The sequence below is a fragment of the Celeribacter baekdonensis B30 genome (genome assembly GCF_000299875.1).
Taxonomy (GTDB): domain Bacteria; phylum Pseudomonadota; class Alphaproteobacteria; order Rhodobacterales; family Rhodobacteraceae; genus Celeribacter; species Celeribacter baekdonensis_A.
This window is the reverse complement of the sequence record NZ_AMRK01000002.1, coordinates 465,421-477,381: the sequence shown is the minus strand read 5'-3', so window position 1 is coordinate 477,381 and position 11,961 is coordinate 465,421. Positions and strand designations below refer to the sequence as shown.

The window sequence follows — 11,961 nt, the reverse complement described above, 5'->3', positions numbered from 1 at the left end:
TTGCAAGTTTGAAGAATTTCATTGGTGTTCCCTCCAAGGATACATTTCGATTTTTTCCACGTCTTAGCGTTTGGAGCGTTGGCGTTTCCCGTGCCGTGTGTCGCTCTGTCTTGCTTTCGATGAGGCTATATGGCCTTTGAACTGGGGCAGGAGTTGGGCAGCATTGGTACGTTTTTGGACCCTCGAAAATTTTAGAAGGTTTTCAATATAACATATTGAAACTATACAATAAAAAATTTTAACTATTTTGGATAAAAATGCTTTTTTGGTGTTTTATCGGTTAAAATTCAAATTTGATTGAGTCTGATTGTCGCTAAATCACTGGCAGAACGGCATGATTTTTGCCAAACTGGGGTCAATCAAAAGCACGCGAAGCCAAAGACGTGCCAACCCCGAGCCGTAAAAGTCAGAGATATGTTGATGATCACCGCAGTCGTGCGCAGGGTTTGCGCCGTCGGGTCCAAGGCGGGTGCCGCGCTGGCGCTGGCATCTTTTCTATGTGCAGGCGCTTGGGGGACGTCCAGTCTGGCACAAGAGGCCGACCCAGAGTCCGCGCCCACGGCCTATGTTCCGCCCCCGCCATGGCCTGAGGTCAAGCCCAAGCGCATCGGCGTGCCCACGGGCGGGGCGGGCAATCTGATCACGGTGCAAATCCGACCCGGCATGAAAACCGTCAAAGCTCCACCCAAACCGACGGCTGTATCTGAGGGCCTGCCGGACGCCGCCAGCGCGGATTTGATGGCGTGGTATTGGAACGCGGTGCCGCATGATCTGTTTGGTGCAGGCCCCGAACGGTTCGGCGCGGCTTTGGCGGCGCTGGACCAGTCAGAAGCGCGGGCCGTGCCCAGACCCAGCTTTCAACAGATCACCGATCTGGCCAATCGCTATGGCACGTCGTTGCTGTTGCATTCCATCGGCACCAAGGTCAGCCCGGCTTTGGCGCTGGCGGTGATTTCGGTTGAATCTTCGGGGAAAGAAGACGCCGTGAGCGGGGCAGGGGCGCAGGGTCTGATGCAGCTCATCCCAGACACCGCCGCGCGGTTTGACGTCGATCCCACAGACCCGGATCAAAACATCAAAGGCGGCATTGCCTATCTCGATTGGCTGATCACCGAATTCAACGGCGATGTGGCGCTGGCGCTGGCCGGGTATAATGCCGGAGAGAACGCGGTTAAATCCAACAACGGTCCGCCGCCTTACGCCGAAACCCGCGCCTATGTCCCGAAAGTCTTGGCGGCGTGGCAGGTGGCCAAGGGGCTTTGCGTGACCCCGCCAGAGCTTTACTCGGATGGCTGTGTGTTTGCCACCAATGCCGTGCGGGCGCAAAACTAGCAGATATGAAAAAAGGGGCCGCGAAGGCCCCCTTTTTATTGTTTTTCTGTCGTGCTCAGATCGACATTTTCTTAAAGATGAATTCCGGGATGTGCCGGATGATCAACATGATGTAACGCCAGAAGAACGGTGTGTAGATCACGTTCTTTTTCCTGGCGACGGCGGTTAAAATATCGCCTGCCACGGCATCGGGCGAGGCGACCAAAAACATCCCCTCGATCCCCCAGGTCATCGCCGTGTCGACAAACCCCGGTTTCACCGTGACCACATGCCCGCCCGCGCGCGTCAACCGATTGCGCAGGCCGGACAGGTAGGTGGCAAAGCCCGCTTTCGCCGAGCCATAGACGTAATTGCCAATCCGCCCCCGATCACCCGCCACCGATCCGACGCCGACAACCGTGCCTTGGCCGCGTGCCTCAATGTAAGGCGCGAGCTTTTGCAGGAAAGTGGCCGGACCGATGTGGCTGTCGGTAACGACGCCTGCGATCAACTCGGGCGTGGCGTCAATCGCGTCTTGTTCCGGCATGGAGCCGACGAAGACCGCGCAGTTGATCACGCCCTCTTCCGCTGTCGCGCGCTCAATGATTGGCGCGAACGTGTCGGTGTCGCGCGCGTCGAAGAGCAACGCTTCGGCGCACACAGCGCCGCGCGCGAGACAATCGGCCGCCGTGGCCGCCAGATCGTCCATGTCGCGGCCACATAAAAACAAGGTCGCGCCCTCTTTCGCCAAGCGCCGCGCCATCGCGCGCGCCATCGACGAGGTTGCGCCCAAAATGATCCAGCTCTGTTGCATCATGCCGCTCCTGTGCCGTCGCGCAGGCCCAATCGGCGCACGAGGTCTGTCTCAAAGGCCCGTTCTGGGTCGGCTTTTGCCACCGCTTTGGCCCATGTCTCTTGGTCCGGGTACATGCCCGCGATTTGTGCGGCGCTGGCGACGCCGTCCTTGGCGAAATAAATCCGCCCACCCGCGTCATGCGCCATATCGGTGAGTTCGGAAATCAGATCTTCGGCCCCATCGCGATTGGGGAAATCGACCGCCAAAGTATAGCCCTCCATCGGGAAGGACATATAGCCGCCGCGCCCCGCACCCATCTTTTTGAGCACCGCCAAAGGTGAGGCCAGACCGGAGGTGCCGATCCGGGTCAACATCGCGCGCAGCATCTCGACCTGATCCATCGGCACGACGCATTGGAATTGGTGAAAGCCGCGTTTGCCATAGAGCCGGTTCCAGTTGTGGATCGCATCGAGCGGGAAAAATGGTTCGGTGATCGGTTTGACGGAGGTGCGGCCCTTGGCCGGAACCCGGCGGAAATACAGCTCGTTGAACACCCGCACCACGGGGGCCGACAGTGCCCAGCTTGGGGCATTAAAGGGCACGGATTTCGCTGCATCGCGGCTTTTGTTGATGCCGGAGGTGATCTCTCCTTCCTCCAAAATCCCGCGCCCCAACCGCGCGCCGGTGGCGGTCGCGTCAATCCAACCGACGGTGTAATCGGTGCGGCTCTCATCAAAGGCCACAAGGAAGTCGTCCAGCCCATCAATGCGCCGTTCGGTCAACACCATCATGTCACCTTTGCAGGGCATCAGTTGGATTTTCGCGCTGGCAATCACCCCGGTTTGACCCAAGCCACCCACTGTGGCTTTCCACAGATCAGGGGCGGATTTCGGGGTTATTTTGCGGGTTTTTGCCCCTTGGATCAGAGTGATCGCGGTCACATGCTGACCAAAGGAGCCCATCACATGATGGTTTTTGCCATGCACATCATTGGCGATACAGCCGCCGACCGTGGCAAATCCCGTGCCCGGCATCACCGGTGGAATCCAGCCTTTGTTGGCAAACGCGCGGCCCAGATCACCGATCGGCATCCCGGCTTCGACCTCGACGACCCCTGTGGCCGGATCAAAGGCAATCACCCGATCCAGCCGGGTCATGTCATAGGCGCGGCCATTGTGGTTCAGTGCGACATCGCCATATGAGCGACGCATGCCAAAAGCGGGGGCGTGGGTCTCAGTCAGATCACGGGTCAGGGTCGAGAGACGTTCGGGGCGGGCCACCAAACCAGAGGCCACGCGGGCGCGACCCCAGCCGGTGTAGGTGAGTTTATTCCAGGCCATATTGGACCTTCTTTGACAGGCGTTCAGCGAAAGGGAAAACCACAAGGCCGATGAGAATGGCGAACCAAAGCGTGGTCAGGCGAATGAGGACGGTGGCGGGCACGGACATGGCCAAAGGCACGCCTTCGAGGGACAAAAGCGCGATCATCGCGGCTTCGGCTCCGCCAAGCCCGCCGGGTGCGCCGGTCAGCCCGCCCGCCAATGTGGCAAACAAAAAGATCGCGATGGCACTGGCGGCATGAACCTCGGCGCCCATCCAATGCAGCAAGAGATAAAAGGCCATCCCTTCGGCCAACCAGCCGCAGAGAGCCAGAGTCGAACCCGCAAACAATGTGCCGCCTTTGGAGAACGGTTCAAGCGAGCGCGCCGCACGGCGGATGCGCGCGAACAGGCGCGGGGCCTTGCCCGTACTGCGATGCCCAAACTGGGCGAGGCTGGCCAAAAGCCGGGGGCGCGTGGCGATAAACGCCGCCAAAAGTGCGGCGATCACGACGGGCACTGCGCCCGAAATTTGCGACCCAGAGGCCACAAGCGCCGCGCCCATCAACACGGCCATCGCCGCCAAATCAGAGGCACGATCAACCAAGACGAGCGGTGCTGTGCGTTCAAACGCCCAGCCGGTTTCGCGTTTGATCCAGCGCATCCGCACCAATTCGCCGACCCGCCCCGGCGTGACCGTCATGGCAAACCCGCCCAAGAAATGGCGCAGGTTGGTGGCCAAGGAGAGCGGCAATCCGAGGTGGCGGGCAAACAGGTGCCAACGCAGTCCGCGAAACAGGTAATTGACCAACGAGAGCGCCAAAAGCGCAGCGCCCTGTGGGATCGACAGTTTGGTGATTTGAGCGCGGACCTCATCCCAACCCGTTGCGGTCACGGCTCCGACCAGCCCCACCGCGAGCAACGCCAAAAGGCCCAGCATGAGAGCGCTGTCGCGCAAACGTGGGGACATGTTCGATGCCTTAGGTTTGGCAGATATGGGACGCTGCTCGGCGGTCATGGACATTTTGGGCTCTGTGTGTGGCCTGATTTCCCGATGTTTTAGCGACAAATTGGGGCAAGAATATGATGCTGTTTCTTATTTTAGAACAATAAGGTCATGAAAAACGACGTGAAAAGCGCGGCCACCCGTTTGGGCCGCCGCGCTTTGTTTTGAATTTAGATATTCACAGAGGCCTTAGTCGACAATCGTCGCTTCGGTCGCGGCGCGCAGCTCGGCCTCGGTCACACCGTCTGCGCATTCGACGATTTTCAAACCGCCCTCAACCACGTCCAACACGCCTAGGTTGGTGATCACCCGGTCGACCACGCCAAGACCGGTCAGCGGCAAGGTGCATTCCTTGAGCAACTTGCTCTCACCATGTTTGTTGGTGTGGTCCATCACCACCACAACCCGGCCTACACCCGCGACCAAATCCATCGCGCCGCCCATGCCTTTGACCAGCTTGCCGGGGATCATCCAATTCGCCAAATCGCCCTTTTCATCGACCTCCATCGCGCCGAGGATCGCCATCGCGATCTTGCCGCCACGGATCATACCAAAGCTGAACGAGCTGTCGAAATAGGCGGTGTTGGGCAGTTCGGTGATGGTCTGTTTTCCGGCGTTGATCAGGTCCGCGTCCTCTTCGCCCTCATAGGGGAAGGGGCCCATGCCCAACATGCCGTTTTCAGACTGAAGTGTCACGTTGACGCCTTCGGGGATGAAATTGGGGACCAGGGTCGGGATGCCGATGCCAAGGTTCACATAGGTGCCGTCTTCGAGTTCCAATGCGGCGCGCGCCGCCATTTGATTGCGATCCCACATGGCTTAGGCCTCCTCACGCTTGCGCACCGTGCGCTGTTCAATCCGCTTTTCGTGGTTGCCCTGAATCAGGCGGTGGACATAGACGCCGGGCATGTGGATGCAATCGGGGTCGAGGCTTCCCGTTGGCACGATCTCTTCGACCTCCATGATGCAGACCTTGCCACACATTGCGGCGGGTGGGTTGAAATTGCGGGCGGTTTTGCGGAAAATCGCGTTGCCAGTCTCGTCGGCTTTCCAGGCTTTCACGATGGAAATATCGGCAAAAATACCCTCTTCCAAAATATAGGTCTCGCCGTTGAAATCCTTGTGCTCTTTGCCCTCGGCGATCACCGTGCCCACACCCGTTTTGGTGTAAAATCCTGGGATTCCAGCACCTCCGGCGCGCATGCGTTCGGCCAAAGTGCCCTGCGGATTGAACTCAAGCTCCAACTCGCCAGACAGGTATTGCCGCATGAATTCGGCGTTTTCACCCACATAAGACGACATCATTTTCTTGATCTGGCGCGTCTCCAACAGCTTGCCAAGGCCAAAGCCATCGACACCCGCGTTGTTGGAGGCAATCGTCAGGTCCTTGACGCCGCTTTCCACCAGCGCGTCGATCAACAACTCAGGTATCCCACACAACCCAAACCCCCCGGCTGCGATCAACATCCCGTCATGTAAAAGCCCCTCTAAGGCCTCTGTGGCGGAGCCGTATACTTTCTTCATTACTCTCTCCCGTTTTGTTCGGCGCAATTGGAATGAATACGATGCGGGCTGTCAATGGAGGATGCCGCACTGCAACAAAATGGTGCAGCAAAAAGGGCCCGGTGAGGGGCCCTTTGGCAGATGGGGTCTGGGCTGGGTGGCGTTTTGCCCGGTTTACGCGTCTGGAGCCTTGGCCGCTGGTTTTTTGGCTGCGGGCTTTTTCGCGGCGGTTTTCTTGGCCGCCGGTTTTTTCGCGGCTGCCTTTTTCGCCGGGGCTTTCTTTTTGCCGCCCTTGGCCGCTTTTTCCGTGATCAATGCCACCGCTTGGTCCATCGTCAGGTCTTCTGGCGTGATGTCCTTTGGCAAGGTCGCGTTGACCTTTTCCCATTTCACATAGGGGCCATAACGGCCTTCCATGACGCTGATTGCGCCGCCGCCATCGGGATGTTCTCCTAATTCTTTCAACGGCTTGGCCGCAGAAGATCGACCGCGCCCCGGGTTGTTGCGCTTGTCGGTGATCAATTCAACCGCGCGGTTCATGCCGCATTCAAACACATCGTTCGGGTCTTTGAGATTGGCGTAAACCGGCTTTTCGTCGCCCGGCAGTTTGTGCATCAGATAGGGGCCAAAACGCCCGAAATTGGCGGAAATCACGCCGCCTTCCGGATGTTCCCCGATCCGGCGCGGCAGGCTCAAAAGCGTGAGCGCCTTTTCAAGGTCCATCGCCTCCGCGTCCCAGCCTTTCGGCAAAGACGCGCGTTTGGGTTTCTTATTTTCCTCCGAAACCTCGCCGCGCTGCACATAGGGGCCATAGCGACCTGAACGCAGGGAGATTTCGTTGCCATCTTCGTCCTCGCCCAAAATCCGGTCGCCCGCTTCGGCGGCATCGCCACTGATCGGGCGGGTGTAGCGGCATTCGGGGTAGTTCGAACAGCCGACAAAGCCACCCGAGCGCGAGGTTTTCAGGTGCAAGCTGCCTTGGCCACAGAGCGGACAGACGCGCGGGTCGCTGCCGTCTGCGCGCGGCGGGTAAAGCTGTGGCGCGAGGGCGGCGTCCAATTTATCGAGCACTTCGGAAATCCGCAGCTCGGAGGTCTCGCCAATCGCCGCCGAGAAATCGCGCCAGAATTTTGCCAAAACCTCTTTGTAATCGAGATCGCCCGCCGAGATTTCGTCGAGTTCTTCTTCGAGATTGGCGGTGAATTCATAGCCGACATATTTGCGGAAGAAATTCATCAAAAAGATCGTGACGATCCGGCCTTTGTCTTCGGGGATCAGGCGGTTTTGTTCTTTGCGCACATATTCGCGATCCACAATTGTGGTCAGCACGGAGGCGTAGGTCGAGGGGCGGCCAATGCCCAGCTCTTCCATCCGTTTGACCAAAGTCGCTTCGGTGTAGCGCGGCGGCGGGTTGGTGTGGTGTTGCAGGCCCAAAATAGCGTCATCACCGGCCAAAATCGCCTCTTTTTCAGCGGCTTGCGCTTTGAGCCCACCGGCGACACGTTTCAACGCTTCGCCGTCCATGATCTGCGGCAGGCGCCCTTCGTCATCCTCGTCCACATCATCGCGGCCCTCGGTGTAAACCGCCATAAACCCATCAAACACAATAACTTGGCCCGTAGCGCGCAGCACGACTTCGTGGTCATCGGAGGTGATGTCCACGGTGGTCCGTTCAAGGCGCGCCGCCTCCATTTGCGAGGCAATGGTGCGTTTCCAGATCAGGTCATAAAGTTTGCGTTGATCCGCATCCGTCAGTTTCGCCTCATCGGGGGACACAAACATATCGGTTGGGCGGATACATTCGTGCGCCTCTTGGGCATTTTTGGCTTTGTTTTTATAAATCCGCGGATTGGCGGGCACATAGCGGTCGCCATAGCGGGCTTTGATCGCGTCGCGCGCCTGCGTCACCGCTTCGGGGGCCATGTCGATGCCGTCGGTCCGCATATAGGTGATGAGGCCTGCCTCATAGAGGCGTTGCGCGGCGTTCATGGCTTGGCGCGCGCCCATGCCGAATTTGCGCGACGCTTCCTGTTGCAGGGTCGAGGTCATGAACGGCGCAGAGGGGTTGCGCGAACCGGGTTTGGCCTCGACCGAGGCGACTTTGAGCGCGCGCGAGCTGACCGCTTGGACGGCCATTTCGGCGGTGAGGCGATCTTTGAGGTCGAATTTGTCGAGTTTCTTGCCCGAAAGCTGGGTCAGGCGCGCTTCAAAAGATTGCCCGCGCGGGGTCTCCAAGAGGGCCTTGACGGTCCAGTACTCTTGCGGATTGAAAGCCTCGATTTCGATTTCACGTTCGACGATCAGGCGCAGACACACCGATTGCACCCGGCCTGCCGACCGCGCGCCGGGCAGTTTGCGCCAGAGCACCGGGGACAGGTTGAAGCCGACAAGGTAATCCAACGCGCGGCGCGCCAGATAGGCATCGACCAGCGGCACATCGACTTGGCGCGGGTGTTTCATCGCTTCCAGGATGGCGGCTTTGGTGATGGCGTTGAAGGTCACGCGCGACACGGCGGTGGATTTTTTGATCGCCTTGCGTTTGGTCAGCGCCTCTTGCAGGTGCCACGAAATCGCTTCGCCTTCGCGATCAGGGTCGGTTGCGAGGATCAGTTCGTCGTCGTTTTTGAGCGCATCGGCGATGGCTTTGACGTGTTTGCGACTGTCCGCGCCGATCTCCCAGGTCATGTCGAAGTCATTGTCGGTGTCGACAGATCCGTCTTTGGCGGGGAGGTCGCGGACGTGGCCATAAGAGGCGAGGACGGTGTAATTGCTGCCGAGATATTTGTTGATTGTTTTCGCCTTGGCCGGGGATTCAACAACAACAACTGGCATGGACTGTCCTTCGGGTTATGATTTCTTGGCCTTATGGCGGCGGAAAATGGGGTCTGCAACGACTGATTGTCAATGTGGCATCTACGGTTTTTTTGCGCCAAAGCAAGCCTGTTCTGCCCGTCATGCGGCATGATGACCGCGCGATACCTAAAGGTATCGGGACAAAAACCCGTGGATCAACGGCTTTGGGAATTTTTTGTGACAAGGCGTGTGACAGGGGAAATGGGAGCGGAATGAGGGGTCATCCAAGCGCCAAAAGCCCGCCGGGTTTGCGGAAGATGCGGCCATCGAGTTCGAGAGTGAGAATCTCGGAGCTGAGTTGATCCGCCGGGATACCGATGTCGCGGATCAGGTCGTCCTCCGGCAGGGGCGCGCCGGAGAGACGGGCGAGGATTTCGGCATGCAGTATGGCGTGGTCTTTGAGCGCGCGCGGGTCTGGACTGGGCGTTGGTCGGGGTGTGACGGGAATGGCGGTCGCGGGCGTGTGTTGCACGGTTTGAGCCAAGGGCGAAGCGGCGGCCAGCGTGTCGATCACATCGCGCGCCCCGCGCACCAAAGTGGCGCCATCGCGGATCAACATGTTGCAGCCTGATGTGCGGGCATCAAACGGATGCCCCGGCACGGCCATGACCTCTCGCCCCTGATCCAGAGCATTGCCTGCCGTCAGCAGCGACCCCGAGCGCGCCGCCGCCTCAATCACCACGGTGGCATGAGACAGGCCAGAGACGATGCGATTGCGCATTGGGAAATGCCGGGCAAAGGGTTTCATGCCAAAAGGCTGTTCCGAGATCAAAAGCCCGGTCTCGGCGATTTTATGGTAAAGATCGGCGTTCTCGGCGGGGTAAATCACATCCAGGCCACCGGCCAAAACGGCGATTGTGCCGCTCGCAAGCGCCGCCTCATGCGCCGCCGCGTCAATGCCGCGGGCCAGACCGGAGGTGATGGCAAAACCTTCCTCGCCCAATTCACGCGCCAGAGTACGGGCGAAACGCACCCCCAAAGACGAGGCATTGCGGGCGCCGACCAGCGCCAAGGAAGGACGTTCAAACAGCGACAGGTCGCCTTTGACCCAAAGCGCGGGCGGGGCATCGTCAATCAGGGCAAGAAGGGCAGGATAGTCGGGATCGGCGCGGGTGATCAAACGCGCGCCGTGTTTACGACCGGCTTTCAATTCGGCCTCAACGACACCACGCGGACAGGTTTGATAATCGGATACACCGGCTTGTTTGGCGATTTCAGGGAGGGCCTCAAGGGCGGTAGCCGCATCGCCGTGTTCCTCAAGCATCCGATAAAAGGTGCTGATGCCAACGCGGCGTGAGCGCAAGAGGCGGAGCCAATCGACCCGATCTTCCACGGTGTGGGGTGGGGTGAGGGGGTGGTGGGAAGGGATGAACTCCAAGATCAACTCTCTCCGTCTCTTGCCCTTTCACATTGCCGCAAATTGGTTAATGAGGCGTTACCAAAACCAAGAAAGATTGCATTTTAGTGCAATGGTCTTGAATTTTTTTACCATACCGCTCGCAACACGCGCTTCACTTATGCAAAAGGGCGACCTCTTCGGCCGCCCTGTTCATAATGGTTAACGTGATCCGGTGCCGAACTGCGTGGATCAGGCCGAGCCGCCGACGGTCAGCCCGCCGATCAAAAGCGTCGGCTGCCCTACGCCCACCGGCACCCATTGCCCCGATTTGCCGCAATTGCCGACACCGGGATCGAGCGCCATGTCATTGCCAATGGCGCGGATATTGCGCATCGCGGTGGCGCCATCGCCAATCAGCGTCGCCCCCTTGACCGGCGCGCCGACGCGGCCGTTTTCGACCCGATACGCCTCAGTGCAATTAAACACGAATTTGCCGTTGGTGATGTCAACCTGCCCGCCGGAAAAGCCCACGGCATAAATCCCGTCTTTGATCTCGGAGACGATCTCTTCGGGTCGGGCGTCGCCGCCGAGCATATAGGTGTTGGTCATCCGTGGCATCGGTGCATGGGCGTAGCTTTCGCGGCGGCCATTGCCGGTGGGGGCGACATTCATGAGGCGGGCGTTTTGGCGGTCTTGCATGTAGCCGACGAGGATGCCGTCTTCGATCAGGGTGGTTTTGGACGAGGGCGTGCCTTCGTCATCGACCGAAATCGACCCGCGTCGATCCGGGATCGTGCCATCATCCAAAACGGTGACGCCTTTGGCGGCGACCTGTTGCCCCATCAGGCCCGCAAAGGCGGAGGTGCCTTTGCGGTTGAAATCGCCCTCAAGCCCGTGGCCGACCGCTTCATGCAACAACACACCCGGCCAACCATTGCCAAGGGCCACGTCCATGACGCCCGCGGGGGCGGGGACGGCCTCAAGGTTGACTGTGGCAATGCGCAGGGCCTCGCGGGCGACGGATTTCCAATGCTCGGGCTGCAACAGACCGTCAAAGCCATAGCGCCCGCCGCCGCCCGACGCGCCGCTTTCGCGTCGTCCGGCCTGATCGACAATGACCGAAATGTTGAGTCGTGCCATCGGGCGGATGTCGGAGACAAGCGTGCCTTCGGGGCGCAGAATGAACACCTCTTGATGCGAGGCGGCCAGCGTGGCGGAGACTTGCACCACGCGCGGGTCGAGGTCGCGCAGATAGGCGTCAATCTCGCCCAATGTGTCGATTTTGACCTCGAAGGCCGCGCCGTCGAGCGGGTTCTCGTCGGTGTAGAGTTTGACATTCGTGGCGCGTGGGCCGTCGGCCAAGGTGCCGCCGCCATCGCCCACCGCAAGACGGGCGGTTTCCGCGGCGCGTTTGATTGCTGCTTCGCTGATTGTGGTGGAATGGGCGTAGCCTGCGGTTTCGCCGCGCACGGCGCGCAGGCCGAATCCCTCGGAAGCATCATAGGAGGCGGTGCGAATCCGTCCGTCGTCCAAAACGATGCCTTCGGAGGTGCGCCGTTCAAAGAACAGTTCGCCATCATCGGCCCCATCCACGGCTGCGCGCAGAATCGCCAGCGACGTGTCGAAGTCGAGTGTGTTTGTAAATGGGTCAAAACGTCTCGATGGCATTGATTTTTCTCCCTTGGGACTTGATCTAGATCAAAAAAACCGCTCAAAGCGGCGGGGAATTCTTGTCCCGTCGCGTCTAATATGGTTTTTGATGGGAAAGACTCAAACGAAAACGCACCCGCATGAACGGGGCGGCATCGACAGGCCCCTGCCTTCGACTGCAATA

General features: G+C 59.4%; 9 protein-coding genes. 1 reads left to right on the top strand and 8 read right to left on the bottom strand.

What is annotated here, in order from left to right; all coding sequences use genetic code 11:
- The first annotated feature begins 420 nt into the window (after positions 1–420).
- Positions 421–1,332, top strand: coding sequence for a lytic transglycosylase domain-containing protein (locus B30_RS05855; protein WP_100220057.1), 912 nt, complete (start codon positions 421–423; stop codon positions 1,330–1,332).
- Positions 1,333–1,387: 55 nt separating this feature from the next.
- Here the strand turns inward: B30_RS05855 and B30_RS05850 are convergent, their stop codons facing one another.
- The 8 genes from B30_RS05850 to tldD all read right to left on the bottom strand — a co-directional run bounded on the left by B30_RS05850 (position 1,388) and on the right by tldD (position 11,795).
- Positions 1,388–2,125, bottom strand: coding sequence for an SDR family oxidoreductase (locus tag B30_RS05850; RefSeq protein ID WP_009571108.1), 738 nt, complete (start codon positions 2,123–2,125; stop codon positions 1,388–1,390).
- Positions 2,125–3,447, bottom strand: a complete 1,323-nt coding sequence (locus tag B30_RS05845; RefSeq protein ID WP_009571107.1) for an FAD-binding oxidoreductase — start codon at positions 3,445–3,447, stop codon at positions 2,125–2,127. Before B30_RS05845 ends, B30_RS05850 begins: the two co-directional genes overlap by 1 nt.
- A complete protein-coding gene (locus B30_RS05840; RefSeq protein WP_009571106.1) occupies positions 3,434–4,396 on the bottom strand; it encodes a lysylphosphatidylglycerol synthase transmembrane domain-containing protein in 963 nt (320 codons plus the stop codon). Before B30_RS05840 ends, B30_RS05845 begins: the two co-directional genes overlap by 14 nt.
- A gap of 225 nt (positions 4,397–4,621) precedes the next feature.
- Positions 4,622–5,248, bottom strand: a complete 627-nt coding sequence (locus B30_RS05835; RefSeq protein ID WP_009571105.1) for a 3-oxoacid CoA-transferase subunit B — start codon at positions 5,246–5,248, stop codon at positions 4,622–4,624.
- 3 nt (positions 5,249–5,251) lie between these two features.
- On the bottom strand, positions 5,252–5,956 hold the full coding sequence (locus B30_RS05830) for a CoA transferase subunit A (RefSeq protein WP_009571104.1): 705 nt from the start codon (positions 5,954–5,956) through the stop codon (positions 5,252–5,254).
- Positions 5,957–6,109: 153 nt separating this feature from the next.
- Positions 6,110–8,767, bottom strand: a complete 2,658-nt coding sequence (topA, locus tag B30_RS05825; protein ID WP_009571103.1) for a type I DNA topoisomerase — start codon at positions 8,765–8,767, stop codon at positions 6,110–6,112.
- Positions 8,768–9,008: 241 nt separating this feature from the next.
- Positions 9,009–10,172 (bottom strand): DNA-processing protein DprA, encoded by a 1,164-nt coding sequence (dprA, locus tag B30_RS05820; RefSeq protein WP_009571102.1) that lies wholly within the window; start codon positions 10,170–10,172, stop codon positions 9,009–9,011.
- Positions 10,173–10,376: 204 nt separating this feature from the next.
- Positions 10,377–11,795 (bottom strand): metalloprotease TldD, encoded by a 1,419-nt coding sequence (gene tldD, locus B30_RS05815; protein ID WP_009571101.1) that lies wholly within the window; start codon positions 11,793–11,795, stop codon positions 10,377–10,379.
- Positions 11,796–11,961 lie beyond the last annotated feature (166 nt).